This is a genomic window from Tabrizicola sp. BL-A-41-H6 (assembly GCF_050632395.1).
Lineage (GTDB): Bacteria > Pseudomonadota > Alphaproteobacteria > Rhodobacterales > Rhodobacteraceae > JAUYQR01.
On record NZ_CP192600.1, the window covers coordinates 2,739,411 to 2,765,025 of the forward strand.

The 25,615-nt window shown below is 64.9% G+C and carries 24 protein-coding genes; 11 read left to right on the plus strand and 13 right to left on the minus strand.

The features are described from left to right. Nucleotides 1–110: 110 nt before the first annotated feature. Nucleotides 111–1,451: an FAD-binding oxidoreductase gene (locus ACROUL_RS13395; protein ID WP_431299964.1), complete on the plus strand. Its 1,341-nt coding sequence runs from the start codon at nucleotides 111–113 to the stop codon at nucleotides 1,449–1,451. Here the strand turns inward: ACROUL_RS13395 and ACROUL_RS13400 are convergent. Next, on the minus strand, nucleotides 1,448–1,990 hold the full coding sequence (locus tag ACROUL_RS13400) for an RSP_2648 family PIN domain-containing protein (protein WP_431299965.1): 543 nt from the start codon (nucleotides 1,988–1,990) through the stop codon (nucleotides 1,448–1,450). The genes ACROUL_RS13395 and ACROUL_RS13400 overlap by 4 nt on opposite strands. Continuing rightward, nucleotides 1,987–3,201 (minus strand): RSP_2647 family RNA methyltransferase, encoded by a 1,215-nt coding sequence (locus ACROUL_RS13405; RefSeq protein ID WP_431299966.1) that lies wholly within the window; start codon nucleotides 3,199–3,201, stop codon nucleotides 1,987–1,989. The genes ACROUL_RS13400 and ACROUL_RS13405 overlap by 4 nt, the downstream gene beginning before the upstream one ends. A gap of 167 nt (nucleotides 3,202–3,368) precedes the next feature. Between ACROUL_RS13405 and edd the strand changes: the two genes are divergently transcribed. Next, a complete protein-coding gene (edd, locus tag ACROUL_RS13410; RefSeq protein ID WP_431299967.1) occupies nucleotides 3,369–5,174 on the plus strand; it encodes a phosphogluconate dehydratase in 1,806 nt (601 codons plus the stop codon). A gap of 68 nt (nucleotides 5,175–5,242) precedes the next feature. Further along, complete coding sequence (gene eda / locus ACROUL_RS13415; protein WP_431299968.1) at nucleotides 5,243–5,884, plus strand: bifunctional 4-hydroxy-2-oxoglutarate aldolase/2-dehydro-3-deoxy-phosphogluconate aldolase; 642 nt, start codon at nucleotides 5,243–5,245, stop codon at nucleotides 5,882–5,884. Here eda and ACROUL_RS13420 read toward each other — a convergent pair. Together ACROUL_RS13420 and ACROUL_RS13425 are read right to left on the minus strand one after the other, a co-directional pair. Continuing rightward, nucleotides 5,881–6,150, minus strand: a complete 270-nt coding sequence (locus tag ACROUL_RS13420) for a hypothetical protein (RefSeq protein ID WP_431299969.1) — start codon at nucleotides 6,148–6,150, stop codon at nucleotides 5,881–5,883. The two genes, eda and ACROUL_RS13420, sit on opposite strands and share 4 nt — an antisense overlap. Then, a complete protein-coding gene (locus tag ACROUL_RS13425) occupies nucleotides 6,137–8,929 on the minus strand; it encodes a glutamine-synthetase adenylyltransferase (protein WP_431299970.1) in 2,793 nt (930 codons plus the stop codon). Before ACROUL_RS13425 ends, ACROUL_RS13420 begins: the two co-directional genes overlap by 14 nt. A gap of 108 nt (nucleotides 8,930–9,037) precedes the next feature. On the opposite strand from ACROUL_RS13425, the gene ACROUL_RS13430 reads away from it, so the two are divergent. The 4 genes from ACROUL_RS13430 (at nucleotide 9,038) to ACROUL_RS13445 (ending at nucleotide 11,534) form a co-directional block, all read left to right on the plus strand. Further along, nucleotides 9,038–9,535, plus strand: coding sequence for a YbaK/EbsC family protein (locus ACROUL_RS13430; RefSeq protein ID WP_431299971.1), 498 nt, complete (start codon nucleotides 9,038–9,040; stop codon nucleotides 9,533–9,535). Between the two features lie 123 nt (nucleotides 9,536–9,658). Then, nucleotides 9,659–10,129, plus strand: coding sequence for a DUF2852 domain-containing protein (locus tag ACROUL_RS13435; protein WP_431299972.1), 471 nt, complete (start codon nucleotides 9,659–9,661; stop codon nucleotides 10,127–10,129). A gap of 140 nt (nucleotides 10,130–10,269) precedes the next feature. Beyond that, nucleotides 10,270–11,145: an arginyltransferase gene (locus ACROUL_RS13440; RefSeq protein ID WP_431299973.1), complete on the plus strand. Its 876-nt coding sequence runs from the start codon at nucleotides 10,270–10,272 to the stop codon at nucleotides 11,143–11,145. Continuing rightward, a complete protein-coding gene (locus tag ACROUL_RS13445; RefSeq protein WP_431299974.1) occupies nucleotides 11,142–11,534 on the plus strand; it encodes a VOC family protein in 393 nt (130 codons plus the stop codon). The genes ACROUL_RS13440 and ACROUL_RS13445 overlap by 4 nt, the downstream gene beginning before the upstream one ends. A gap of 56 nt (nucleotides 11,535–11,590) precedes the next feature. Here ACROUL_RS13445 and ACROUL_RS13450 read toward each other — a convergent pair whose 3' ends face one another. The 4 genes from ACROUL_RS13450 to gstA all read right to left on the minus strand — a co-directional run bounded on the left by ACROUL_RS13450 (nucleotide 11,591) and on the right by gstA (nucleotide 15,610). Continuing rightward, a complete protein-coding gene (locus tag ACROUL_RS13450; RefSeq protein ID WP_431299975.1) occupies nucleotides 11,591–12,679 on the minus strand; it encodes a TRAP transporter substrate-binding protein in 1,089 nt (362 codons plus the stop codon). A 45-nt stretch (nucleotides 12,680–12,724) separates the two neighbouring features. Then, nucleotides 12,725–14,161 (minus strand): TRAP transporter large permease, encoded by a 1,437-nt coding sequence (locus tag ACROUL_RS13455; RefSeq protein ID WP_431299976.1) that lies wholly within the window; start codon nucleotides 14,159–14,161, stop codon nucleotides 12,725–12,727. 16 nt (nucleotides 14,162–14,177) lie between these two features. Next, the gene (locus tag ACROUL_RS13460) at nucleotides 14,178–14,705 is read right to left on the minus strand and encodes a TRAP transporter small permease subunit (RefSeq protein ID WP_431299977.1); all 528 of its coding nucleotides are present in this window, start codon (nucleotides 14,703–14,705) and stop codon (nucleotides 14,178–14,180) included. A 293-nt stretch (nucleotides 14,706–14,998) separates the two neighbouring features. Then, nucleotides 14,999–15,610 carry a glutathione transferase GstA gene (gstA, locus tag ACROUL_RS13465; RefSeq protein WP_431299978.1) on the minus strand — a complete coding sequence of 204 codons (612 nt, stop codon included), beginning with the start codon at nucleotides 15,608–15,610 and terminating at the stop codon, nucleotides 14,999–15,001. Nucleotides 15,611–16,006: 396 nt separating this feature from the next. Between gstA and ACROUL_RS13470 the strand changes: the two genes are divergently transcribed. Continuing rightward, nucleotides 16,007–17,761 carry an acetolactate synthase 3 large subunit gene (locus tag ACROUL_RS13470; RefSeq protein WP_431299979.1) on the plus strand — a complete coding sequence of 585 codons (1,755 nt, stop codon included), beginning with the start codon at nucleotides 16,007–16,009 and terminating at the stop codon, nucleotides 17,759–17,761. Nucleotides 17,762–17,827: 66 nt separating this feature from the next. Next, nucleotides 17,828–18,388, plus strand: coding sequence for an acetolactate synthase small subunit (gene ilvN / locus ACROUL_RS13475; RefSeq protein WP_305568331.1), 561 nt, complete (start codon nucleotides 17,828–17,830; stop codon nucleotides 18,386–18,388). Here the strand turns inward: ilvN and ACROUL_RS13480 are convergent. The 5 genes from ACROUL_RS13480 to ACROUL_RS13500 all read right to left on the minus strand — a co-directional run bounded on the left by ACROUL_RS13480 (nucleotide 18,385) and on the right by ACROUL_RS13500 (nucleotide 23,489). Beyond that, the gene (locus ACROUL_RS13480; RefSeq protein WP_431299980.1) at nucleotides 18,385–19,593 is read right to left on the minus strand and encodes a class I SAM-dependent methyltransferase; all 1,209 of its coding nucleotides are present in this window, start codon (nucleotides 19,591–19,593) and stop codon (nucleotides 18,385–18,387) included. The genes ilvN and ACROUL_RS13480 overlap by 4 nt on opposite strands. A gap of 69 nt (nucleotides 19,594–19,662) precedes the next feature. Next, complete coding sequence (locus ACROUL_RS13485) at nucleotides 19,663–20,424, minus strand: enoyl-CoA hydratase-related protein (RefSeq protein WP_431299981.1); 762 nt, start codon at nucleotides 20,422–20,424, stop codon at nucleotides 19,663–19,665. Nucleotides 20,425–20,484: 60 nt separating this feature from the next. Next, nucleotides 20,485–20,928 carry a cytochrome c-type biogenesis protein gene (locus ACROUL_RS13490; RefSeq protein WP_431299982.1) on the minus strand — a complete coding sequence of 148 codons (444 nt, stop codon included), beginning with the start codon at nucleotides 20,926–20,928 and terminating at the stop codon, nucleotides 20,485–20,487. Further along, nucleotides 20,925–22,901 carry a heme lyase CcmF/NrfE family subunit gene (locus ACROUL_RS13495; protein ID WP_431299983.1) on the minus strand — a complete coding sequence of 659 codons (1,977 nt, stop codon included), beginning with the start codon at nucleotides 22,899–22,901 and terminating at the stop codon, nucleotides 20,925–20,927. Before ACROUL_RS13495 ends, ACROUL_RS13490 begins: the two co-directional genes overlap by 4 nt. A 156-nt stretch (nucleotides 22,902–23,057) precedes the next feature. Then, nucleotides 23,058–23,489 (minus strand): Lrp/AsnC family transcriptional regulator, encoded by a 432-nt coding sequence (locus tag ACROUL_RS13500; RefSeq protein WP_431301310.1) that lies wholly within the window; start codon nucleotides 23,487–23,489, stop codon nucleotides 23,058–23,060. 113 nt (nucleotides 23,490–23,602) lie between these two features. Here ACROUL_RS13500 and rocF point away from each other — a divergent pair, with 113 nt between their 5' ends. Both rocF and ACROUL_RS13510 read left to right on the plus strand, forming a co-directional pair. Then, nucleotides 23,603–24,526 (plus strand): arginase, encoded by a 924-nt coding sequence (rocF, locus tag ACROUL_RS13505; protein ID WP_431299984.1) that lies wholly within the window; start codon nucleotides 23,603–23,605, stop codon nucleotides 24,524–24,526. Continuing rightward, on the plus strand, nucleotides 24,527–25,555 hold the full coding sequence (locus tag ACROUL_RS13510; RefSeq protein WP_431299985.1) for an ornithine cyclodeaminase: 1,029 nt from the start codon (nucleotides 24,527–24,529) through the stop codon (nucleotides 25,553–25,555). Nucleotides 25,556–25,615: the final 60 nt, after the last annotated feature.

Below are 25,615 nucleotides of genomic sequence, written 5' to 3' on the forward strand. Positions count from 1 at the left end.
ACGCCAATCCCGGGATTGCGCCGCGGCATCCTGCCACAGCGGTATTGCTCGCTTGACAGGCACGTAGGTTGCCCCAACCATCCGACCAGATAGACCGAGGGAAGGCGACCATGAGCACATCGGCTTCCACCCTGTCGTTGCCAGATTTCGCCGGTCACTCCGTGACACCGGATCACCCCCAGTATGACCGTCTGCGTCGCGTCTGGAACGGGTCGTTCGACCGTTACCCCGCGCTGATCCTTCAGGCCCGCACCACCGACGACGTCTGCGCCGCGATCCGTCTGGCCGCCACGCAAGGCAAACCCTTCGCGGTTCGCGGCGGCGGTCACAGCATCCCCGGTTTTTCCACCTGTGACGGCGGCATCGTGCTGGACCTGTCGTTAATGAACACCGTGTCGGTTGATCCGGCAGCGCGTGTGGTGACAGTCGGCGGCGGCGCGCTTCTTGGCCAGATCGACGCGGCCGGCGCGCCTCATGGCCTCGTCACCCCCGCCGGTGTAATCTCGCACACCGGCGTCGGCGGCCTGACCTTGGGCGGTGGAATGGGCTGGCTCAGCCGGCGCTTCGGCATGACCATCGACAGCCTCCTTGGCGCGCGCATGGTGACGGCCAGCGGCGACATCGTCGATTGCAGCGCCGATCTTGAGCCCGAACTGTTCTGGGGCCTGCGCGGCGGTGGCGGCAACTTCGGCGTCGTTACTGAATTCCGCTTCCGGATGCATGACCTCGGTCCGGTCCGTATGGGCAATTGGCGCTATCCGCTGGCCTCTGCCGCAACCGCCCTGCGCGCCTACAGCGATCTTGCCCGCGCCGCCCGACGCGAGGTGTCAACCTCCTTCACCCTGTCATCCACCGCGCTCAGTCTGACCGCGTTCGCCAGCGGCAATACCGCCGGAACGCAAGACGCCGTCCTGCCGTTCGGCCAGCTTGGCGTCCCTGCCGATGGCGGCCTGATGCCCCTGTCCTACTGCGATTTCCAAAGCCGCAATGACACCGGCGCGCCGTGGGGACGGCGCTACTATTCCCGCGGCGGCTTCCTGCACGATCTTGATGATGCGGCAATCGAGGCGATGGTCACAGCTGCGGCCACGGCACCCACCGAGGATTCTGAAATCTACGTGCTGCAGCTCGGCGGCGCCGTGGCTGACATGGCCGAGGATGCCACCGCCTATTCCGGCCGCTCCGCCGGGTACTATTGGGTTGCCAATCCGGTCTGGGATGCGGTCAAGGACGACACCGCCTGCCTTGACTGGGGCCGCGGATCGGCGCGCCAACTGATGGCCCTGTCGATGGAAACCAACTACGTGAACGAACAGGGCGACAGCGGGTCAGCCGTGGCCGAAAAGGCCTATGGCGCCGCCAAATACCGCCGCCTCGCCGCGCTGAAGGCCCGCTTCGACGGCAACAACCTTTTCCGTCTGAACCAGAACATCCTGCCAGCGCGGGGCTAGGCCTGCAACGCCTTGCCCAACCGGTAAAGCCGGGCGCGTTTCATCAGCGCCTTCAGGGGCATCGGCTGGCCGGAAATCGCCTCGGCCTTGGCCCGCACATCCTCCACCACCCGTGCCACCTCGACGGGATGGCGCGAGTGCAGCTCCCACAAAAAGCCGTCCGGGTCGCGCCGGCTGATGCCCTCCACTGCCAGCACATGGCCGGGAAAATCCTGCATGTTGAAGGTGATGATGGCATCGGCATGGCCCGCAATCGCCACCGCCAGCACATGGAGGTCATTCGGGTCGGGCAGCAATAGCCGCGCCTCGATGTCCGGCCGCTCGCGCACCACCGCTCGCGGAAAGGCCGCGCGCACGAGTACCGCCTCGCCCTCTGCCATGGCCTGCGCGCCCGCCCCCAGCTTGGCCGTAGCCCGCGTCCATTCGCGCAGGATGCGGTCTGACATCAGCGGCTCGTAAAGCCCCGCCGCCGCGACCCCCAGCAGGATTTCACGCAAGACCGTCGGGTAAAGGACGCAAGCGTCCAGAACCGCCTTCATCCGTCCAGCCGGAAAACCAGCGCCTTGAGGTAAGCGCTTTCCGCCAGCTGCGGCAGCATCGGATGGTCCGGCCCGGCAAATCCGGTGTGGATCAGCTGCGCCCGACGCCCGCCGCGCCCGATCCCTCGGGCGCTGGCATTCCGGAACGCCTGCAGATCAGCCGCATGGCTGCACGAACACAACACCAGATAGCCCCCCGGCGCCACGACGTGAGCCGCAAGCCGCGCCAGCCGTTCATAGGCCCGCAATCCCGCCTCCAGCGCGGGCTTGGCAGGCGCAAAGGCCGGCGGATCGCAGATCACAAGGTCATAGCTTTCGCCCGCTTCGGCCAGCGCCTCCAGCACCTCGAAGGCATCGCCCTGACGGGTGGCGAACCGATCGGCAAACCCCGAAGCCTCGGCCCCCTGCATCGCCAGCGCCAGCGCCGGTGCCGATGCGTCAACCGCAAGCGCACTGTCCGCCCCACTGGCCAGCGCTGCCAGGGCAAAGCCGCCGACATGGGTGAACACATCCAGCACCCGCGCACCCTTCGCCAGCCGCGCGGCAAAAGCGTGGTTCGGCCGCTGGTCGAAAAAGAGCCCCGTCTTCTGCCCGCCCATGACATCGGCCATATAGGTGGCCCCGTTCATCGGCACCGGCAGCGGCCCCTCGACCGCCCCCGCCAGCACCGCCATCTCCTCGCCCAACCCCTCCAGTCCGCGCGACCGTCCCGTGCCGTTCTTCACCACGGTTGTGACGCCCGTCACCGCCCTCAGCGCGGCAGTCAGCGGCACCAGATGCGCCTCGACCCACGCCGCATTCGGCTGGATCACCGCCACGTCGCCGAACCGGTCGATGATCAAGCCGGGCAGACCGTCCGCCTCTGCATGGACAAGCCTGTAGTAGGGCTGGTCATAAAGCCGCGCCCGCATCGCCAAGGCACGCCCCAGCCGCGCCTCGAACCACGGCTGATCAATCGCCGCCTCTTCGTTGCGGTCCAGCATCCGGGCAATGATCTTCGATTTGACGTTGACCGTGACCAGACCCAAAGGCCGGCGCTCGCCATCTTCCAGAACCGCCAGCGCGCCGGGCACCAAAGACGAGGTGCGCCGGTCCGTGACCAGTTCATCCGCATAGACCCACGGGAAACCGTGGCGGATCGCCCGCGCCTCGGCCTTTGGTTTCAAGCGCACGGTTGGCAGCAGGCGGGAGGGGGGTGTATCTTGTTCCATCACCCTCCCATACCCGGATCGGCCCGCGCCGGAAAGCCCCTGACCCACCGCTTTCCCTTGCACAGTCGCCGCCACCGGCCCACATTTGGACAAAGCCGCACTGGCATCTTGTTAGCGCTAACACCATCTGATAGACCGTCCCTGTCCGCAGCCGGAGGCCGTTTTCCATGTCGCTTCATCCGACCATTGCCCGTGTCACCGAACGCATCCGCGCACGCTCGGATGCCAGTCGCGGCACCTACCTTGACCGGATGGCCAAGGCGGTAAGCAATGGCCCGGTCCGCGCGCACCTGTCCTGCGGCAATCAGGCCCATGCCTATGCCGCGATGGGCGATGCAAAGCCCGATCTTGCCGGAACCACCAAGCCGAACATCGGCATCGTCACCGCCTACAACGACATGCTCTCGGCGCATCAGCCGTTCGAACGCTACCCCGACATCATCCGCGCCGCAGCAGGCATGGCCGGTGCAACGGTGCAGGTCGCAGGCGGCGTGCCCGCCATGTGTGACGGCGTGACCCAAGGCCAACCGGGAATGGAGCTTTCGCTTTTTTCCCGCGATGTGATCGCCCTCGCCGCAGGGGTTGCCCTCAGCCATAACTGCTTTGACGCCAGCCTTTACCTTGGCGTGTGCGACAAGATCGTGCCCGGCCTCGTCATGGCCGCCGCCACCTTCGGCCATATACCCGCGGTCTTCGTGCCTGCCGGCCCGATGACCTCCGGCATCCCGAACGATGAAAAATCCCGCGTCCGCAACGCCTACGCCGAAGGCAAGGCCAGCCGCGAAGAACTGATGGCCGCCGAAATGGCCAGCTACCACGGTTCCGGCACCTGCACTTTTTACGGCACCGCCAATACCAACCAGATGCTGATGGAATTCATGGGCCTGCACCTGCCCGGCACCAGCTTCGTCAACCCCGGCACCCCCCTGCGCGACGCGCTGACCGTGGCCGCCGTGGAACGCGCCGCCCAGATCACCGCCCTTGGCAATGATTTCCGCCCGGTGGGCGAGATCCTCGACGAACGCGCCTACGTCAACGGCATCGTTGGCCTAATGGCGACGGGGGGCTCGACGAACCTCGTCCTCCACCTGCCGGCAATGGCCCGCGCGTCAGGTGTGATCCTCGACCTTCAGGATTTCGCCGACCTGTCGGAAGCCGTACCCCTGATGGCCAAGGTCTACCCGAACGGCCTGGCCGACGTGAACCACTTCCACGCCGCCGGAGGCCTGCAATTCCTGATCGGCCAACTTCTCGATGCCGGCCTCCTCCACCCCGATGCCAAGACCATCGCGGGCGACGGGCTTGCCAGCTACCGCCAGGAACCCACCCTCGAAGGCGGCAAACTGGCCTGGCGCGACGGGCCGAACACCACGCTGAACGACAAAATCGTCCGCCCGGCAAGCAATCCTTTTGCCGCCTCGGGCGGGCTGAAGCAACTGACCGGCAACCTCGGACGCGGCGTGATCAAGGTCTCTGCCGTCGCCCCCGAACGCCACGTGATCGAAGCCCCGGCGCGCATCTTCCACAGCCAGGACGCCGTGAAAGCCGCTTTCAAGGCGGGCGAGTTCACCGGCGACACCATCGTTGTCGTCCGCTTTCAAGGGCCGCAAGCCAACGGAATGCCCGAACTCCACTCGTTGACCCCGACGCTTTCCGTCTTGCAGGATCGCGGCCTCAAGGTGGCTCTCGTCACCGACGGCCGCATGTCCGGTGCCTCGGGCAAGGTTCCGGCAGCGATCCACGTCTCGCCCGAGGCGGCAGCCGGCGGCCCCTTGGCGCGGCTAAGGGACGGTGATCTTGTCCGGCTCGATGCGGTCGCAGGCACCCTCACCTGCCTCGCCCCCGATTTCGATAGCCGTACGCCAGTGGTCGCCGACCTTTCCGCCAACGAATTCGGCATTGGGCGCGAACTTTTCGCCGCCTTCCGCCGCAACGTAGGCTCTGCCGATACCGGCGCCGCGCACGTCCTCTGACGAGCGTCCTCGCCGACCAACGCCTCCATACCCGCCCGCCCCGACGCCGGGGCATCAAGGAGCCCGCCATGACCCCCGCCGAACAATCCCGCCAAGCCGCCGACATTTGCCGCCTCGCCCCGGTGGTGCCGGTTCTGGTGATCGACGACCTCGCCCACGCACGCCCCTTGGCCGAGGCGCTGGTCAAGGGTGGCCTGCCTGCGCTCGAGGTGACGTTGCGTACACCCGCCGCCCTCGACGCGATCCGCGCGATGGCCGAGGTGCCAGGCGGCGTGGTCGGCGCAGGCACGCTCCTGACACCCGCCGATGTCAAGGCGGCCAAGGCGGCGGGCGCCCGCTTCGGCGTGTCGCCCGGCGCGACCGAACGGCTGCTGGACGCCTGCGCGGAACACGACCTGCCGCTTCTGCCCGGCGCCGCGACCGCGTCCGAGATCATGGCGCTTCTGGAAAAGGGCTACACGGTGCAGAAATTCTTTCCCGCTGAACAGGCTGGCGGGGCCGCCTACCTGAAATCCATCGGCTCGCCCATTCCGCAGGTCAGCTTCTGCCCGACCGGCGGGATCACCCTGAAACTTGCCCCCGATTACCTTGGCCTGAAGAACATCCTCTGTGTCGGCGGCAGCTGGGTGGCCCCGAAGGACGCGATGGCGCGCGGCGACTGGGGCGCCATCACCGCCTTGGCGGCCGAAGCGGCAGCGCTTGGCCGTTAAAGCCCGACGCGCGCGGCACGGCCGCCCTTGCGGCGGGCTGGGTCCGGCGCCGTCAGCCCGTCCTTCAGAACCGTGCTCATCGGATGGTCGGGGTGCTTCAGCGCATATTCCGCGATCAGCACGCGCAGCGCGTCCGGCGCGTGAAAATCCACCGGCAGGCTCAACGCCCAGTCCATGAAGATCGACCGGCATTCGCCAGCCGTAATCCCCTCGATCGCGTAGCTTTCGCGCACCAGACCCTTCGGGTCGGCCTCACTCAGTTCCATCGCCCGTCTCCCCATGACCGCCCCCGCCGAGCCGTGCCGCAATCACCGCTTCCGCCTGCGACACCGCCGCTTCAAGCCGCGCTGACAACCCGTCTGCATCCGCAGCACCGGTTTCGCGCAATAGAAAGCTGCGCCCGCCCTCGCCCAGGCTGGAAAGGTCCAGCGTCCGGTCCGTCAAAAGCCGCGTTCCGCAGTGCAGCCGCCACATCAGCCTGTAGGCATCCGCCAGCACCGTCTGTTCCGGTTCCGACAGGATACCCGTCGCCCCCGCCGCCAACTGACGTTCAACGCTGCGCGCAGGACTGCCCGCGATCAGCGCCACCATCTGCGCGCAAAGCTCGATATCCATCAGCCGCCCCGGCCCGTTCTTGGCCTCCCAACTGCCGCTGGCGGGCTTGGCCGCTTGCAGCCGCCCGCGCATCTCCGCCACATCGGCCCGCACTCCAGCCCCCTGCCCCTTGCGCGCCAGAAGATCACGGCGAAACGCCTCGACGTCGCCGGCAAGGCCCGCATCACCCGCCAGCACCCGTGCGCGGGTCAGCGCCAGATGCTCCCACGTCCAGGCTTCGGTTTCCTGATAGGTCTTGAAACTGTCCAGCGAGGTCGCCACCGGCCCCTGCCGCCCCGAAGGCCGCAGCCGCATGTCCACCTCGTAAAGCCGCCCCTCCGGCATCTGCGCGGTCAACGCTGTCACCAACGCCTGTGTCAACCGTGCGAAATAGGGCCGCGTCGCAAGGGGCCGTGGCCCGGATGACCCTTCCGCACCCTCGGCATCGTAGATCACGATCAGGTCAAGGTCCGACCCCGCGTTCAACCGCGCCGCCCCCAGCGACCCCATCCCGACCACGACCGCGCCGCGCCCCGGCGCATGTCCGTGCTTTTTCGCGAAATCCGCCGTTACCACGCCCCAGATCGCCCCGATCACCGCCTCGGCCAGATCGGCGTATTGCTTGCCCGCCTCGAATGCGTCGATCAGCCCGCGCAGATGGTGCACACCGATCCGGAAATGCCATTCCTTCATCCAGCGTCGCGCGGAATCGAGCCTGCCTTCGTAATCGGCCACCCCGTCCAGCCGCCGCGTCAATTCCGCCTGCAGCGCCCGCGCGCCCGGCCATTCCCCGAAGAACGACCCGCCGATCACTCCGTCAAGCACCGCCGCGTTGCGCGACAGATACCGCGCCAGCGCAGGCGAGGTGCCGGCAATGTCGATGATCAGTTCCACCAGCGACGGGTTCGCCTCGAACAGCGAGAATATCTGCACCCCCGTTGGCAATCCCGCCAGAAACCCGTCCAGCGCCACCAGCGCCTCGTCAGGGTTTGCCGCCCGCGCCAGTTGCCGCAAAAGCTGCGGGCGCAGCCGCCGAAAGATCGCCTGCGCCCGTTCCGACCTTAGCGCCGGATAGCTTTCCCAACCCTTGGTGATCGCCCGCGCGCTGTCGGAAAGCTCCGGCCCCTCTTCCACCGCGCCGGGGGCAAAAAAACCCTCGGTCAGCCGGTCGGTGCGGTTCAGCCGGTCCAACAGACCTTCCCGAAACGCGGCCTCTTCCTGCCCGCAGAACGCGGCAATCCGCGCCACGCCTTCGGCCGACGTCGGCATCGAATGGGTTTGCGCGTCGTTCACCATCTGCAACCGGTGCTCCAACTCTCGGTGCGCCCGGTAAAGCTCGGTCAACTCCGCCGCCACCTCACCCGGCACCCAGCCTTGCGCCGACAGGGCTTGCAGCGCCGGAACGGTGCGCCGGTCGCGCAGCGCCGGGTCGCGGCCACCGGCGATCAGTTGCCGGGTCTGGGTAAAGAACTCGATCTCGCGGATGCCACCCGCGCCCAGCTTCAGGTTATGCCCTTCCACCATGATCGGCCCGCGCAGGCCGCGATGTTCGCGGATGCGCAGCCGCATGTCATGCGCGTCCTGAATCGCCGCATAGTCCAGATGCTTGCGCCACACGAACGGCACCAGCGTCGTCAGGAACCGCTCTCCCGCCGCCAGATCACCCGCGCAGGGCCGCGCTTTGATATAGGCGGCCCGCTCCCATGTGCGGCCCTGACTTTCGTAATAGGCCTCCGCCGCCGCCATCGACAGGCAGACCGGCATCACGCTTGCATCAGGCCGCAGCCGCAGGTCGGTGCGGAACACATAGCCGTCGGTCACATCCGACAGAATCGCCGTCATCTTCCGCGCAACCCGGATGAACGCCGCCCGCGCCTCTTGTTCGTCGCCGGGATAGCGGGTTTCGTCAAACAAGCAGATCAGGTCGATGTCCGAGGAATAGTTCAATTCCCCCGCACCCATCTTGCCCATCGCCAGCGCCACCATCCCCGCCCCGGTCTTTGCATCGTCCAAGGTGGCACCGGGCAGCTTGCCCCGCCGGATTTCGGCCTCGACCAGAGCGGTCAACGACAGATGCACTGCCCGGTCGGCCAGCCGGGTCAGTGCGCCCGTCACGGTTTCCAGCGGCCAGAGCCCGCCCAGATCGGCAAGCCCTGTCAAAAGCGCCGCCCGCCGCTTGGCCTGCCGCAACGCACCGGGCAACACCTCCAGCGCGGTGCCGTCCAGCCCTGCCAGCAGAGTGTCGAACGCAGCCTCGGGGCCCGCCAGCGCCTCGCGCAGCCAATCGGCCTCGCGCGTCATCAGACCTTTCAGATAAGGGCTACACCCTGCAACCGCAGCCAGAAACCCGGTCACCTCCGGCGCGAATTCCGTCAGGTCACTGCGGGCATCCGCCGCCGCTGCGGTATCGAACGGGATCGGTTGGCGAAGAAGGCGATCGGCGAAACTCATGGCCGCAGGATGGGTGCTGGCGCGCGCGCGGTCAACGGCCAAGCGTCATGCCAACGCTTGCCGCAAGGCGCCGCTTGCGGCCATATGCACTGAAACGGAGGGATGCAGATGTCGAAAAGTCTGGCACGCGTGCGGGCGGCCTTGCAGGCAGCGGGGCTGGACTCCGTGCCCCTGGAAATGCCGGGCGAAACCCGCACGGCAGAAGATGCGGCCGCAGCCGCAGGCTGCGCTCTTGACCAGATCGTGAAGTCTGTCGTGTTTCAGGGCGGCACCAGCGGACGGCTGTTCCTGTTCCTGACCGCAGGCGGCAACAAGGTTGACACCTCAATAGCCGCCACCCTTGCGGGCGAGCCGCTGGCCCGCGCCGACGTGGCCACCGTCCGCGCCGTGACCGGTTTTGCCATCGGAGGCGTCGCACCGATCGGTCACCTGACCCCGCTGCCGGTCTGGATCGACCCCACGCTGCTGACCTTTGCCACCGTCTGGGCCGCCGCCGGCACCCCGCGCCACATCTTTCCCGTCGACCCCGCCCGCCTGCAAAAGGCCGCCGGGGCTACCTCAGCCGCCTTCACTGTCACGGAAAATTCCTCCCTGCCAATGGGTTGAACCAGCATCGGCGGAAAGATGTAAATAATCTTCACATAGCTCTTGAACCGCAGGCTCGGCAGGGGCATGTTGCATCATGTGAAAGACGTTCACATCAACCGCAACACCGGGAGTTCACCGCCGATGCACAGCTACCCCGATACCGCCCGGACCGGCGGTCTGTCCTCCTTGCCGCGCCGCGCCGAAGGCTGGCTCGACCAGCGTGGCAAATGGGCCTGGATCGCAACCACTGTCCTTGCCTTCATCGTCTTCTGGCCCGTGGGCCTTGCGCTTCTGGCCTACATCATCTGGGGAAAACGCATGTTCAGAAATTCGTCCTGCGCGCACCGTCACGACCGCCACGCCCGCCGCTGGGGCCCTGACGTCTACCGCTCCACCTCGGGTAACACCGCCTTCGACAGCTACAAGGCAGAAGCGCTGCGTCGTCTGGAAGAAGAGCAGCAAGCGTTCGAGGCTTTCCTGCAGCGCCTGCGCAACTCCAAGGACAAGTCGGAGTTCGACACCTTCATGGATGAACGCGCCCGCGCCAATCAGGCCGCTGACGCAGCGCCCGAAACCAAACCCGCCGAAGGCCCGCGCCCCGGCGAGTATTGATCCAGCCGCTGCGAACCCTCGCCCCATTCCGCCCCGGCGGGATGGGGCTTTTTGTTGGACACCTGCGGCAAACACAGTGCTTGGCGGAACGCGCCGGGCTTGCTAGGCTACACGCGTAATGTGACAAGCCCTCCCCCTTCATGCGCCACACCCTTCCCCTCGCGCCCCAATTCTATGTGACGGCTCCGCAACCATGCCCGTACCTCGTCGGTCGCATGGAACGAAAGCTATTCACCGCCTTGCAGGGTGACCATGCGCAGCGCCTGAACGACTCGCTGTCCAAGCAAGGCTTCCGTCGCAGCCAGAATGTCCTTTACCGCCCGTCCTGCGCCGAATGCTCCGCTTGCCTCTCGGCCCGCATCCGCGTGGCCGATTTCGAACCCTCGCGCACCCAGCGCCGCATCCTGCGCAAGACCGCCGGCCTGCGCCGCAACGCCACCAGCCCCTGGGCGACCGAGGATCAGTTCACCCTCTTCCGCCGCTACCTCGACAGCCGCCACGCCGACGGCGGCATGGCTGACATGGACATCTTCGAATTCGCCGCGATGATCGAGGAAACCCCGATCAAATCGCGCGTCATCGAATACACCCGCCCAGCAGGCGAAGGTGAACGCGGTCGCCCCCTTGCCGCCGTCTGCCTGACCGACGTGTTCGATGACGGCCTCAGCATGGTCTACAGCTTCTATGACCCCGATCTTGCCGACCTGTCGCTAGGCACCCACGTCATCCTCGATCACGTCGCCATCGCCCGCGAGGCGGGCCTGCCTTACGTCTACCTCGGCTACTGGGTTCCCGGCAGCCGCAAGATGGGCTATAAGGCCAGCTTCTCGGCGCTGGAAATCTACAAGGGCGGCGAGTGGCGCGATCTTGGCGACCCGGCCGAACACCGCGCCGATCTGCACCCCCTGTCGGTCGACCCGATTGCCGAACAGGTCGCGCGGATCAACCTGCCCGATACTCGCGCCCCCGATACTCGCGCCAACGACTCGCGCCCCCTCACCGCCCGCAAGGAATGACCTCCCGCGCCCGGATTGCAGCCGTGGCTTTGGTGGTGCCGGATTATGACAGCGCGATCGCTTTTTACACTGGCACCCTCGGGTTCCGGCTGACCGAAAACATTGACCAAGGCGCCAAGCGTTGGGTCACCGTCGAACCGCCGGGTGGGGGTGCGCGGCTGGTTCTGGCGCGGGCCGAAGGCGCGGCGCAATTGGCCGCCATCGGCAATCAGGCTGGCGGTCGCGTAATGTTCTTCCTGCACACCGATGATTTTCCGCGCGACCATGCAGCAATGCTGGCCGCAGGCGTGACGTTCGAGGAAACGCCCCGCCACGAACCCTATGGCAGCGTCGCCGTCTGGCGCGACCCTTTCGGCAACCGCTGGGACCTGATCGGCCCACCTCCCTGAACGCAAAAGGGCCGCACCATTCGGCGCGGCCCCCGTTGCTGATACTACCTGTGGTCTCAACCGCGCGGGCGGTTGCGGATCATGAAGGTGTCGAACGTGTATTCCGCCACCTGGTTCCACAGGTTGGCTTCGTTGCGATAGGCTTGCTGGCTTTCAAAGATCGCCTTGAAGTCCGCGTTTTCGGCCGAAATCTGCGCGTAAAGTGCGTTTGCCGCCTCGAACGCCTTGACCATCACCTCTTCAGGGTAAGGCCGCAACTGCGCCCCGCCCGCGATCAGGTTGCGCAGTGCTGCCGGGTTCTTCGCGTCATACTTGGCCAGCATCGACTGGTTCGTGGTCGCCGCCGCCGTGGCGACAATGGCCTGATAGGCCGGCGGCAGTTCGTTCCACTTCGCCAAGTTGATCATGTAGTTCAGCGTTGGCCCACCTTCCCAGAAACCGGGGTAATAGTAGAACGGCGCTACCTTGTTCAGGCCAAGCTTCTCGTCGTCATAGGGGCCGACCCACTCCGCCGCGTCGATGGTGCCGCGTTCCAGCGCCGGATAGATCTCGCCGCCCGGAATCTGCTGCGGCACGACGCCCAGCGCCTCCATCACCTTGCCACCCATGCCGCCGATGCGCATCTTCACACCCGCAAGGTCAGCGACCGAGTTGATCTCCTTGCGCCACCAGCCGCCCATCTGGACGCCCGTGTTGCCGCCGGGGAAAACATGCAGACCTTCCTTGTTGTAGAAGGTGTTCATCATGTCGATGCCGCCGCCGTGGTAGTACCAGGCATTTATGCCGCGCGCGTTCAGGCCGAACGGAACCGCCGTACCCAGCGCGTAGACCGGGTTCTTGCCCCAGTAATAATAAGACGCGGTGTGCGCGATCTCGACGGTCCCGGACCCAACCGCATCCGCCGCCTCCGGCATCGGCACGATCTCACCTGCCGGGAACGGCTGGATCTGGAAATTTCCATCCGTCGCGTCCGACACGATCTTGGCGAACTCGTCCGCCGCGCCATAGATGGTGTCCAGCGTCTTCGGGAAACCTGACGTCAGGCGCCAGCTTACCTTCGGCGCGCTCTGCGCCAGCGCCGGTGCCGCCAGCGCGGCCGCCGCCGAGCCGATCGCTGCGGTGGTCAGGAAATTCCGTCTCTTCATGTGCATACCTCCCAGTAGGCTTTTGATGTGGTCAAGCGTTTCAGGTCACGGCGTCGCCGGCCCCCCTAGATCAAGATCGAGGGCAGGCATTTCAAGGTCAGGCATCGGAATTGCATCAAGCTGTTCGGTCACCGACGCCGCATCCAGCAGCACCGGTTCGGTGATGAAGCTGTCGACAATGCCCGGAAAGGTGATGATCAACGCCACGAGGATCAGCTGTAATATGATCCACGGGATCGACCCCAGATAGATGTCACGGCTCTTGATCTCGGGCGGTGCGATGCCGCGCAGATAGAACAGCGCAAATCCGAACGGCGGGTGCATGAACGCCGTTTGCATGTTCACGCACAAGAGCACCCCCAGCCACACCAGATTGATGTCCAGCGCCAGCGCCGTCGGGATCAGCAAGGGGATCACGATGAACACGATCTCGAAGAAATCGAGGAAGAAGGCGATGAAGAAGATGAAGATGTTGACGAAGATCAGGAACCCGATCCGTCCCCCCGGAATACCCGACAGGATATGCTCGATCCACTTGCCGCCGTTCACCCCCTGAAACACCAGGCTGAACACCGTGGCGCCCACCAGGATGAAGATCACCATCGCCGTGATCCGCATCGTGCCGTCCGACGCCTGCCACACCATCTTCCAGGTGAACCGGCCATGCGCCAGCGCCAGCAGGATCGACCCGACCGCTCCCATTGCCCCGGCCTCGGTCGGGGTCGCCAGACCCATGAAGATCGTCCCCAGCACCAGGAAGATCAGCACCAGCGACGGCACCATGCCCCATGCCAGCTTGGCCGCCAACTCGCGCCCCCGCAGCGTCCGCGCCTCGGCCGGCAGTGCTGGCACCTTGTGCGGCTGAAAGATCGACACCAGCAGGATGAAGCCCGCGAACAACAGCACCTGCGCGATCGACGGCCCGATGGCCCCCAGATACATGTCGCCCACCGGCACGCCCAACTGGAACGCCAGCACGATCAGCACCAACGACGGCGGAATTACCTGCGTGATCGTCCCCGAGGCCGCAATCACCCCGGTCCCGATCCGCATGTCATAGCCATACTTCATCATGATCGGGATCGAGATCATCCCGATGGCAATCACGCTTGCCGCCACCGTCCCGGTAATCGCCCCGAGGATCGCGCCGACAAAGATCACCGCATAGGCCAGACCGCCCGGCACGCTGCCGAAAAGCTGGCCAAACCCCTCCATCAGATCCTCGGCAAGACCGGATTTCTCCAGCACCACCCCCATGAAGGTAAAGAACGGAATCGCCAGCAAAAGGTCGTTCGACATGATGCCGAACACCCGCGCCGGCATTGCCTGCAGGAAGGCTAGCCCGAAATATCCCACTTCTATCGCGATGAACCCGAAGAACAGGCCCAGCGCCGACAACGAAAATGCAACCGGAAAGCCGACAAGCAAAAAGATGATAAGCCCGCCAAACATGGCTGGCGCCAGGTAACCGTATTCCAGCATCAGGCGACCTTTCCGATCATTGAACGGGTTTTTCGTATGACACGTCCAGCACGATAACCCCGCGCAGCGCCGCGATCCGGCGGATCAGCTCGGCAATCCCCTGCAGCGTCAAAAGCGTGAACCCAAGCGGCAGAAGCATCTTGGCCGGCCACACCGGCAGGCCGCCGGCATTCGCCGAACCCTCGCCCGCCACAAAGCTGGCATAGGCCCAAGGATAACTCATCTCCAGCATGATGAAGCAGACCGGAAAGAAGAAGACCAGAAAGCCGAACACGTCGACCCACAGCTTGTTACGTTCGGTCATGCTGCCGTAAAACAGATCAACCCGGACATGTTCGTTCAGCTTCAGCACATGCGCCGTTCCCAGCAGGAACATCCCCGCGAACATCTGCCACTGGATTTCCAGAAACGCGTTGGACGACATGTCCAGCGTATAGCGCGAAATCGCATTCAACGCGCTGATCAGGCAGGCGGCGGCCACCAAAAGGGCTGCCAACACGCCGAAAGCCTTGGTCACCCGGTCAATGCCGGATGCGAGAGACAATAATCCCCGCAACAGAACCCTCCCCTGGCGCGGCTACTTAATGTGCCGCTTGCATGAACTATGCGCAACTCGCGCCAAGGTCGCAAAGGAAAGTTGCGAAGGGCGCGGACGAACACGATCACGTTACCGCAAGATTAGCGCGCTTTTCGAAAAGGAAAGCCAAAAAATGCGCGGAAATCCGCGACCGGGGCAAAGGCCGCGCAATCATTTCCCGTTCGCTGCGCTACCCGCTGTCGGACAATAATGCGAAAGGGGCGCACCGGTCGCCCCTTTCAAGGTCGATCGCTCAGCGATCAGAGCATGCCTTCTGCCTTCATCGCCGCCTGCACCGCCGGACGCTCTGCAACACGCTCGCGCAACGCCACGATCAATGGAAAGCGCGAAAGATCATGGCCCATACCCTTCGACCAGCCACTGATGGTGAAAAGGTACCCGTCCGCCAGCGTGTAGCCCGTGGTCACCAGATACTCCCGCCCATCCGCCAGCAGCCCCTCGATCCACGAAAGCTTGGCGTCGATCACGGCGAACTGTGCCTGGCGCGCCTCGTCGCTCAGTCCTGGGCGGAACAACGGGCCGTAGCCGGTCTTGTGCAACTCGCCCCCGATGAAGTTCATCGCCTCCTGCATCCGGGCCCGCTCCAGCGTGCCGACCGCCGGCGCCACCCCTGCCCCTCCAACGCTGTCGGCGACATATTGCATGATCGCCACCCCTTCGGTCAGCACCACGCCCGGCTCGATTTCCAGCGCGGGAACCGAACCCTTGGGGTTGGCCTTGCGGAAATCGCTGCCATCCGCCGTGGTCTTGGCGCGCAAGTCCACCCGCTCTGCCGAGAATGGCGTGCCGGCGTCGTGAAGCGCAATGTGGCAGGCAAGCGAGCACGTGCCAGGGGTGTAATAAAGCTTCATCAGGTGTTTTCCTCTCATGGCCCGACTGCGCCGGGCCTCCGCTGCCGCCCATCTATCCTGCCGCACCGGGGTTGTCCCGGCCTACCAACCGCCAATTCTCGCGCAGACACCGTGCTTTTTTGTCGATTATTGTGAAAGTTGCGCAGACGCCAACCTTGCGGCAATAAATGTTCAAGATTACCCGCCATCTGCGACACTTTCTGTTTGCAAATCCCATTGACGCCCGGCATACCGCCCCCTAAGTTCCATCCGAACGCGAGGGGAGCGGCTTATGGCCCGGATTCTTGTCATCGTAGGAAGGACGCGCATGGGCCGGTAACGGTTTGACCATTCAGGTTCCCATGCGCCCCCGATTGAAACCCGGGGGCTTTTTGTTGCGCGAAGGAGAGAGAAGTCATGACGAAATCTATGTCCGGTGCACGGATGGTGGTTCAGGCCCTGAAAGATCAGGGCGTCGAGGTCGTGTTCGGCTATCCGGGCGGCGCCGTGCTGCCGATCTATGACGAGATCTTCCAGCAAAACGACATCCGCCACATCCTCGTGCGCCACGAACAGGGTGCCGTCCACATGGCCGAAGGCTACGCGCGGTCGACCGGCAAGCCCGGCGTGGTGCTGGTCACCTCAGGCCCCGGTGCCACCAACGCGGTAACCGGCCTGACCGACGCGCTGATGGACTCGATCCCCCTCGTCGTCCTCACCGGCCAGGTTCCGACTTTCATGATCGGCACCGACGGCTTCCAGGAGGCAGACACAGTTGGCATCACCCGCCCCTGCACCAAGATGAACTGGCTGGTGAAAGACACCGCCAAACTCTCCGAGACCATCCACCAAGCCTTCCACGTCGCGATGAAGGGCCGCCCCGGCCCGGTGCTTGTGGACATCCCGAAGGACGTGCAGTTCGCCACCGCCGACTACACGCCGATGGATAAGGTCAAGATCCCGCACTACCAGCCGAAAACCGTGGGCGATCCCGACCAGATCGCGCGTCTGGTCGAAATGATGGAAACCGCCGAACGCCCGGTCCTTTACACCGGCGGCGGCGTCATCAACTCCGGCCCGAAGGCCAGCCAGCTTCTGCGCGAACTGACCGCCGCGACCGACTTTCCGATCACCTCCACCCTGATGGGCCTCGGATGCTACCCCGCGTCGGGCAAGAACTGGCTTGGGATGCTGGGGATGCACGGGCTTTACGAGGCCAACCTCGCGATGCACGGCTGCGACCTGATGATCAACATCGGTGCCCGCTTCGACGACCGCATCACCGGCCGGATCAAGGACTTCTCGCCCCGCTCGAAAAAGGCGCACATCGACATCGACCCCTCCTCGATCAACAAGGTGGTCCGGGTCGATGTGGGCATCGTCGGCGACGTGGGCGAAGTGCTGGCCGAAGTGCTTCGCCAGTGGAAGGCGCGCGGCAGCCGCACCAACAAGGACGGCCTTGCCAAATGGTGGCGCCAGATCAACGACTGGCGCAGCGTCAAATGCCTGACCTACAAGAACTCCACCACCACGATCAAACCGCAGTACGCGCTTGAACGGCTGGAAGCGCTGACCAAGGGCCGAGACCGCTACATCACCACCGAGGTCGGCCAACACCAGATGTGGGCCGCCCAGTTCCTCGGCTTCGAAGGCCCGAACCGCTGGATGACCTCCGGTGGCCTTGGCACGATGGGCTACGGCCTGCCCGCCTCGATCGGCGTCCAGATCGCCCACCCCGACGCGCTGGTGATCAACGTGGCGGGCGAGGCGTCGTGGCTGATGAACATGCAGGAAATGGGCACCGCGATGCAGTTCCGCGCGCCCGTCAAGCAGTTCATCCTGAACAACGAACGCCTCGGCATGGTGCGCCAGTGGCAGGAACTCCTCCACGGCGAGCGCTATTCGTCGTCCTGGTCCGAAAGCCTGCCCGATTTCGTGAAACTGGCCGAGGCTTTCGGCTGCAAGGGCATCAAATGCTCCGACCCGAAGGATCTCGACGACGCGATCATGCAGATGCTGGACTATGACGGCCCGGTGATCTTCGACTGCCTCGTGGAAAAGCATGAAAACTGCTTCCCGATGATCCCTTCCGGCAAGCCGCACAACGAAATGCTCTTGGGCGACGCGGATACGCAAGGGGTGATCGGCTCCAAGGGTGCGGTGCTCGTGTAAGCTGGCGGAGCGGGGGCCAGCCCCCGCGCCCCCGGGATATTTTTCGACAGATGAAAGGGGTGCGCTATGGCGCCGCTAAATATCAAGAAAGGCTCGTCGAGCCACTCGGCCTACGACCTGCGCGACCCGAACGCCGAGGTGATCGAACAGCACACGCTGGCCGTCATCGTCGACAACGAAAGCGGCGTTCTGGCCCGTGTGATCGGGCTTTTCTCCGGGCGCGGTTACAACATCGACAGCCTGACCGTGGCCGAGGTGGACCATGAAGGCCACAAGAGCCGCATCACCATCGTCACACGTGGCACGCCGCAGGTGATCGACCAGATCGAGGCGCAGTTGCGCCGCATGGTTCCGGTGCATGACGTGCATGACCTGACCGCAGAAGGGCCGTCGGTGCAGCGCGAACTCGCGCTCTTCAAGGTGGCGGGCAAAGGCGCTGCCCGCGTCGAAGCCCTGCAACTGGCCGAGATCTTCCGCGCCAATGTGGTGGACAGCACGCTGGAAAGCTTCGTGTTCGAGATGACCGGCACGCCCGAAAAGATCGACGCCTTCGCCGACCTGATGCGCCCCCTTGGCCTGCTGGAAATCGCCCGGACCGGCGTTGCCGCGCTGGCCCGCGGCGTCTAGGTGTTGCTCGGCGCGTAAAGGTAATCGCGCGTCACAGGCACCGTGTAGCGGCCCTTGGCAAGGTGCAACTGGTGGATCACCAGATGCGCCTCTGAAAAGCTCAGCTCGGCCGATTGCAGGTAATAGCGCCACATCCGGAGGAAGCGGTCGTCCTGCAACTGCCGGATGCGGTCGATGTTGCGATCGAACCGCTTCAGCCATTCCTGCAAGGTGCGCTCGTAATGCCCGCGCCACACTTCGAGGTCGGCAAGGATCATCCCGGTCTTTTCCACCACCCGCATCGCCTCGGATACCGCCGGGCAATAGGCGCCCGGAAAGATATACTTGTTGAACCACGGCGAGATCGTATTGGGCGGTGACCAGCGCCCGATATAATGGATCAGCGCCACGCCATCGGGCGTCAGGATATCGGAGACCTTCTGGAAATAGGTCCGCAGATGCGGCAGCCCGACATGTTCCATCATGCCGACCGACACCACCCGATCAAAGCTTTCGCCGACGTCACGGTAGTCCTGCAGGCGAAACTCCACTTGATCGGTCAGCCCCGCCTCTGCCGCGCGGCGCCGCGCCTCTGCCAATTGCACCTGAGACAGGGTCACGCCAACCACTTGCACCCCGTGATCGCGCGCCAGCGTAATCGCCAGAGTGCCGAATCCACAGCCGATATCCAGCACCCGCATCCCCGGCTTCAGCAGAAGCTTAGCGCCGATATGCGCCATCTTGGCAGTCTGCGCCTCTTCCAGCGTCATCTCGGGTCGACGGAAATAGGCGCAGGTATATTGCTTCGTCTCGCCCAGAAAGAGGTCATAAAGCTCTTCCGAGATGTCGTAGTGATGCGCCACATTGCGGCGCGCGATCCCGACATGGTTCCAGATCGACCAGGATTTCATCCGCCCCGCCAGCGCGGCGATCTGCTTGAACGGTGGCCAGACCTTGCGACCGCGCGCATTGCGCAAGCCAAAGGTGATCAGACTGCGGATATCATCGTTCGCGATGGTCAACCGACCGTCCATATAGGCTTCGCCCATAGTCAGGTCCGGGCGCATGAAAAATTTCCGCGAAAACGTCGGATCGTGCAGCGTGACAGCCACATCCGGTCCGCCGCCCGGCCCGATGTGGTGCGTCACACCATCCGGCAATGTAAGGTGTATAGTGCCGGTGCGAACACCGACGCGAAGGAAGGCAACAAGCAACCGGTCCCACATGACAGCCTCGTCGTGACATGGCCGCTGACGACCACGATACGCTCAACGCGGCTTTCTTGCAACGGTTCCCTACTTTCCGCTGAACCGGGCCGGGCGCTTTTCCAAAAACGCGGCCGCCCCCTCACGGAAATCTTCCGTCGCCCCGCAGTCGCCCTGCAGCCGCGCCTCCAGTGCCAGTTGTGCGGCAAGGTCACGCTCGAAACTGCCCTTCAGCGCGGTCTTCAGCGCCTTTAGCGCCACGGTCGGCCCATTGGCCAACTGCGCCGCGCGTGCGGCAACCACGGCATGGAACTCCGCGTCCGGCACCGCCTCCCAGATCATCCCCCAGTCGGCCGCCTGCCGCGCGCTGATCCGGTCGGCAAACATCGCCGCCCCCATCGCACGCGCCATCCCCACCAGACGCGGCAGCACATACGTGCCGCCTGCGTCCGGGATCAGCCCGATCCGGGTGAACGCCTGAATGAAACTGGCGCTTTCCGCCGCGATCACCACGTCGCAGGCCAGCGCAAGGTTCGCCCCAGCCCCCGCCGCCGTGCCATTGACCGCCGCGATCACCGGAACCGGCGCCTCGGTGATCGCCATCAGCATCGGCACATATTCATCGCGAAGCACAGCCTCGACGTCCAGATTGCCGGCATCCGTCAGGTCCTGCCCCGAACAGAACGCGCGCCCCTCGCCGGTCAGCACGATCCCGCGCCCGCCATGCGCCGCCCTCAAGGCCGCGGTCAACTCGGCCCGCATCTGGCACGACAGCGCGTTCATCACCTGCGGCCGATCAAGGGTGATAGTCGTCACCCCGCCCGCCTCGCTGACCCGGATCGTCTGCATCATCGCCCCTCCGTTTGCCCCGACCATAGCCGCAGCGCTGAACGGACCAACCGCAACGTCGCGTCAATCCTTCAGGATTTCCCGCAGCCGCGCCTCGTCGCTGTCGCTCAGCGCAGCTTCCGGCGTGCCCACCCTGCGCCGCTGCGTCGCCACTGCGATACCAAGTCCCGCCAGTAACAAGGCCGGCCCCGCCAGCCACAGGATCAGGTTCGACCCCTCGGGCCGTGGGTTGAACAGCACAAACTCGCCGTAGCGATCGACGATGTAATCAATGACTTCCTCGTCGCTGTCGCCCGCCACCAACCGCTCGCGGATGATGATGCGCAGGTCGCGGCTGATCGGTGCCACGCTGTCGTCGATGGTTTCGCCCTGACACACCGGGCAGCGTATATCGCGGCTGATCGCGCGCGCCCGCGCCTCAAGCACCGGATCGGGCAGGATCTCGTCCGGCTGCACCGCCATCGCGGGGCCTGCCAGCAGCGCCAGCATCACCACCAGCCACTTCATTCCGCCGGCACCCCGACCGCCGCCGCCACCTTGCGCGCCCCGGCAGCCACCCGGTAGCGCCGGTCGCTCAACGACAGGAACCCGCCCAGCGCCATCAGGATCGCCCCGCCCCACAACCAGTTCGCGAATGGCTCCACGTAGCTGCGCACCGCCCAGCCGCCATCCTTCTGCGGATCACCGATCACCAGATAGATGTCGCGCAGGAAACCATAGTCGATCGCGGCCTCGGTCGTCGGCATCCCCGCCACCGGATAGATCCGCTTTTCCGGGAACAGCTGCGCCACTTCAGACCCGCCGCGCATCACCGTCATGTCCGCCATGGTCGACACGTAGTTCGGCCCCTGAACCTCGTTCACCGCGTTCAGCGTCACCTCATAGCGACCAAGCGGGAAGGATTCTCCGATCTGGAGAATGCGAATATCCTCGACCTTCCACGCGTTCATCGCCGCCACCGCAAAGACCGTGATGCCCAACCCCGAATGCGCGGTCATCTTGCCCCAGTCGGCACGCGGCAACCGCGTCAGACGCGCCAGCCGCTCCGCCACATCGCCGCGCCCGGTGCGCGACCAGATGTCGGTCAGGGCGCCAAATACCACCCAAGCGCCCAGCGCCGCGCCCACCGGCCCCAGCGCCGACCGCCCGGTTTGCATCGCAAAGGCAAGGCCCCCCAAGGCCACCGCCAGCAGCGCGGCCCCCCAAAGCGACCGCAGGTTCCGGCTCGCATCCGCCCGCTTCCAGGCCAGCATCGCACCAAGGGGCAGGATAAGCGCCAAACCCACGAAGAACGGCGTGAAGGCCGCGTTGAAGAACGGCTCCCCCACGCTCATCGTCCGCCCCAGCAACATTTCCGCCACCAACGGCCAGATTGTCCCGATAAACACAACAAACGCCGACACCGCGAGCAGGATGTTGTTCGCAATCAGCGCGCTTTCCCGGCTGACCACTGCAAACAGCCCCTTCGCCTCCATCGCGCTTGCACGCAGCATGAACAGCAAAAGCGCGCCCCCGGTGAACACCCCAAGGATCATCAGGATGAACACGCCCCGCTCCGGGTCATTGGCAAAGGCATGGACCGACGTGATCACCCCCGACCGCACGATGAACGTGCCGATCAGGCTGAACCCGAACGCCATGATCGCCAGCAAGATCGTCCACGCCTTCAGGCTTTCGCGCTTTTCCACAACGATAGCTGAATGCAACAGCGCCGCCGAAAGCAGCCACGGCATGAAACTTGCGTTTTCCACTGGGTCCCAGAACCAGAACCCGCCCCAACCAAGCTCGTAATAGGCCCACCACGACCCCAGCGCGATGCCGATGGTCAGGAAAACCCAGGCCGCCAGCGTCCACGGCCGCACCCAACGCGCCCAAGCCGCATCAACCCGGCCTTCGATCAGCGCTGCCACCGCAAAGCTGAACGCCATGCTCAGGCCCACGTAGCCAAGGTACAGAAACGGCGGATGAAACGCCAAGCCGGGGTCTTGCAGCAACGGGTTCAGATCCTGCCCGTTCATCGGCGGCACGTCCAGCCGCGAAAACGGGTTCGACGTGAACAGCATGAACAACAGGAACGCGACCCCGATCATCCCCTGCACTGAAATCACCCGAGCCTTCAGCGTGTCGGGCAGGTTCGACCCGAACCGCGCCACCGCCGCGCCATAGACCGCAAGGATCAGCACCCACAGCAGAAGCGAGCCTTCGTGGTTCCCCCAGACGCCGGAGATCTTGTACAGCATCGGCTTGTCGGTGTGCGAATTCGCCGTCACCACGCTCAGCGAAAAGTCTGATACCACAAAGGCATAGGTCAGCGCCGCAAAGGCAAACGCCACCAGCAAAAGCTGGATCACCGCCGCAGGTTCCCCCACCGCCATCATCCGCGTATCCCGCCGCCAAGCCCCCCACATCGGCAGGGTGGATTGGATGACAGCAACCGAAAGCGCCAGAACCAGCGCGAAGTGACCAAGTTCGACGATCATGCCCATCTCCAATGTTGCGATGATGATAGGCTCTCAGCCGCCCAGTTGAAAGGTGCTGCGCCCTTCCGTCGCGCAGATGTCAGCGAACCTTGGCAGCACCGGCCGCCAAGGCGCACTGCTGCTCCCGTCCCCTCGAAGGGGCTGCGGGTGGCTGCGTCAGCGCCGCCCCGCCTTGCGCGTGCTAAGCAGGAGGTTCGTTTCCGACGTCGTCACCCCCTCAAGGTTGCGGATGCGCATGATCGTCTCGTCCAGTTCCTGCAACGTCTGCGTGCCCAGTTCCGCGATCAGGTCCCAACGGCCATTGGTCGAATGTACCGCCTGCACCGTCGGCATCCCTTGCAACCGCGCCATGATCCGCTCCGCGCCCCGGCCCTCGATGCCAATCAGGATCAGCCCGCGCACCGGGGCCGCGCTGACATCGGCCCGCGTTACCACCGTGAACCCGGCAATCTCGCCGCGCTCGGCCAACCGCTCCATCCGCGCCCGCACGGTGGCGCGGCTCAGGCCCAGCCGCTCGGCCAGTTCCGACAGCGCCGCCCGCCCGTCACGTCTCAACTCCGCGATCAGCCGCAAGTCGGTATCGTCCATCATGCGCAAATTCCCCGCCGTTTCGCACAACACGCTATACGAACCGACAATAACGCCGCTAGGATTTGCCGCAAGCCGGAACCATCCTCGCCCCGATCAAAGGAGCCTGCCCTATGTCCAAGACCATCCTCATCGGCGCCCCCGTCGACAGCGGCCAACGTCGCCCCGGCTGCCTGATGGGCCCTGCCGCCTTCCGCGTGGCTGGCCTGACGCAGGCGATCAGCGATCTTGGCCATCTGGTGCAGGACTGGGGCGATCTCCCGATCCCCGAGGTCGACCCGGTTGCACACCCCAACCCCGCCGTCCATTCCCTCGCCGAAACACTCTACTGGACCGATGCCTTGGCCGACAAGGTCGACGACGCGCTCTCCGAAGACGGCTTCCCCATCATCCTTGGCGGTGACCACTCTCTCGCCCTCGGCTCCGTTGCAGGCGCCGCCGCCTATGCCGACCGTCACGGCCGCCCCCTTTACCTCATCTGGCTCGACGCGCATTCCGATTTCCACACGCCGATGACCACCACCTCGGGCAATCTCCACGGGACACCCCTTGCCTACATCGCCGGGCGCGACGGCTTCGACGCCTTCCCGCCCTTCCCCGCACCCCTGCCGCCCGATCACATCTGCATGTTCGGCATCCGCTCCGTCGATCCCGCCGAACACGCCGCCATGCTGCAGCACGACATCGCCATCAACGACATGCGCACCCTCGACGAACGCGGCATCATCGCCCCCTTGCGCGAATTCCTCGACCGTGTGCGCGCCGATGGCGGGATGCTGCACGTCTCGCTGGACGTCGATTTCCTCGACCCCCTGATCGCCCCCGCTGTGGGCACCACCGTCCCCGGCGGCACCACCTTCCGCGAGGCGCATCTCGTCATGGAACTCCTCCACGAAAGCGATCTCGTCACCTCGCTCGACCTCGTCGAGCTCAACCCCTTCCTCGACGACCGCGGCATGACCGCCCGCCTGATGGTCGACCTCGTCGGAAGCCTGATGGGTAAAAAGGTCTTCGACCGCCCGACACGGAGCAAATGAATGCTGAACCTCGTCCCCTTCGTCTCCGTCGACCACATGATGAAACTGGTCCATCACATCGGCATCGAACGTGTCCTCACCGACCTCGCGGCCGAGATCGAGGCCGATTTCCGCCGCTGGCCCGAATTCGACAAGACCCCCCGCATCGCCAGCCATTCCGACGTCGGTGTGATCGAACTGATGCCCACCTCGGATGGCGAAACCTACGGCTTCAAATACGTGAACGGCCACCCCTCGAACATGAGCCGCGGCCTGCAAACCGTTACGGCCTTTGGACTTTTGGCCGATGTAGCCACCGGCTACCCGCTTCTCCTCAGCGAAATGACCATCCTGACCGCCCTGCGCACGGCCGCCACCTCAGCGATGGCCGCCCGCCACCTCGCCCCGCCGAACGCGACCACGATGGCCATCATCGGCAACGGTGCCCAAGCCGAATTCCAGGCCCTCGCGTTCAAGGCGATCTGCGGCGTCACCCATATCCGCCTTTACGACATCGACCCCGCCGCCACCGCCAAATGTGCCCGCAACCTCGCCGGTCGCGGCCTGACCGTCACCCCCTGCACCACCGCCGAAGGTGCCATCCTCGGCGCCCAGATCATCACCACCGTAACCGCCGACAAGCAACTCGCCACCATCCTGACCGACAACATGGTCGGCTCCGGCGTCCACATCAACGGCGTCGGCGGCGACTGCCCCGGCAAGACCGAACTGCACCGCGACATCCTCCTGCGCTCCACCATCTTCGTCGAATATCCACCCCAAACGCGCATCGAGGGCGAGATCCAGCAGCTTGCCCCCGACCACCCCGTCACCGAACTGTGGCAAGTCATCGCAGGCACCGCACCCGGTCGCACCGCGCCCGCCGAGGTCACCCTCTTCGACAGCGTCGGCTTCGCGATCGAGGATTTCTCGGCCCTGCGCTACATCCGTGCCCAGCTTGCCGCCACCGGCCTTGCCCAGCAGCTTGATATGATCGCCGACCCCGACGATCCGCGCGACCTGTTCGGGATGCTTCTGCGTGCTGCATAGAAAAAGGGGGCCGCAGCCCCCTCTTACTCGTTAATCCAACCCGTCATTTCGTTAACACCA

Excerpts from the sequence above, each read along its gene's own strand:
- ACROUL_RS13395 (WP_431299964.1), top strand. The coding sequence starts at position 111 with ATGAGCACATCGGCTTCCACCCTGTCGTTGCCAGATTTCGCCGGTCAC.
- ACROUL_RS13400 (WP_431299965.1), bottom strand. The coding sequence starts at position 1,990 with ATGAAGGCGGTTCTGGACGCTTGCGTCCTTTACCCGACGGTCTTGCGT.
- ACROUL_RS13405 (WP_431299966.1), bottom strand. The coding sequence starts at position 3,201 with ATGGAACAAGATACACCCCCCTCCCGCCTGCTGCCAACCGTGCGCTTG.
- edd (WP_431299967.1), top strand. The coding sequence starts at position 3,369 with ATGTCGCTTCATCCGACCATTGCCCGTGTCACCGAACGCATCCGCGCA.
- eda (WP_431299968.1), top strand. The coding sequence starts at position 5,243 with ATGACCCCCGCCGAACAATCCCGCCAAGCCGCCGACATTTGCCGCCTC.
- ACROUL_RS13420 (WP_431299969.1), bottom strand. The coding sequence starts at position 6,150 with ATGGAACTGAGTGAGGCCGACCCGAAGGGTCTGGTGCGCGAAAGCTAC.
- ACROUL_RS13425 (WP_431299970.1), bottom strand. The coding sequence starts at position 8,929 with ATGAGTTTCGCCGATCGCCTTCTTCGCCAACCGATCCCGTTCGATACC.
- ACROUL_RS13430 (WP_431299971.1), top strand. The coding sequence starts at position 9,038 with ATGTCGAAAAGTCTGGCACGCGTGCGGGCGGCCTTGCAGGCAGCGGGG.
- ACROUL_RS13435 (WP_431299972.1), top strand. The coding sequence starts at position 9,659 with ATGCACAGCTACCCCGATACCGCCCGGACCGGCGGTCTGTCCTCCTTG.
- ACROUL_RS13440 (WP_431299973.1), top strand. The coding sequence starts at position 10,270 with ATGCGCCACACCCTTCCCCTCGCGCCCCAATTCTATGTGACGGCTCCG.
- ACROUL_RS13445 (WP_431299974.1), top strand. The coding sequence starts at position 11,142 with ATGACCTCCCGCGCCCGGATTGCAGCCGTGGCTTTGGTGGTGCCGGAT.
- ACROUL_RS13450 (WP_431299975.1), bottom strand. The coding sequence starts at position 12,679 with ATGAAGAGACGGAATTTCCTGACCACCGCAGCGATCGGCTCGGCGGCG.
- ACROUL_RS13455 (WP_431299976.1), bottom strand. The coding sequence starts at position 14,161 with ATGCTGGAATACGGTTACCTGGCGCCAGCCATGTTTGGCGGGCTTATC.
- gstA (WP_431299978.1), bottom strand. The coding sequence starts at position 15,610 with ATGAAGCTTTATTACACCCCTGGCACGTGCTCGCTTGCCTGCCACATT.
- ACROUL_RS13470 (WP_431299979.1), top strand. The coding sequence starts at position 16,007 with ATGACGAAATCTATGTCCGGTGCACGGATGGTGGTTCAGGCCCTGAAA.
- ilvN (WP_305568331.1), top strand. The coding sequence starts at position 17,828 with ATGGCGCCGCTAAATATCAAGAAAGGCTCGTCGAGCCACTCGGCCTAC.
- ACROUL_RS13480 (WP_431299980.1), bottom strand. The coding sequence starts at position 19,593 with ATGTGGGACCGGTTGCTTGTTGCCTTCCTTCGCGTCGGTGTTCGCACC.
- ACROUL_RS13485 (WP_431299981.1), bottom strand. The coding sequence starts at position 20,424 with ATGATGCAGACGATCCGGGTCAGCGAGGCGGGCGGGGTGACGACTATC.
- ACROUL_RS13490 (WP_431299982.1), bottom strand. The coding sequence starts at position 20,928 with ATGAAGTGGCTGGTGGTGATGCTGGCGCTGCTGGCAGGCCCCGCGATG.
- ACROUL_RS13495 (WP_431299983.1), bottom strand. The coding sequence starts at position 22,901 with ATGATCGTCGAACTTGGTCACTTCGCGCTGGTTCTGGCGCTTTCGGTT.
- ACROUL_RS13500 (WP_431301310.1), bottom strand. The coding sequence starts at position 23,489 with ATGGACGATACCGACTTGCGGCTGATCGCGGAGTTGAGACGTGACGGG.
- rocF (WP_431299984.1), top strand. The coding sequence starts at position 23,603 with ATGTCCAAGACCATCCTCATCGGCGCCCCCGTCGACAGCGGCCAACGT.
- ACROUL_RS13510 (WP_431299985.1), top strand. The coding sequence starts at position 24,527 with ATGCTGAACCTCGTCCCCTTCGTCTCCGTCGACCACATGATGAAACTG.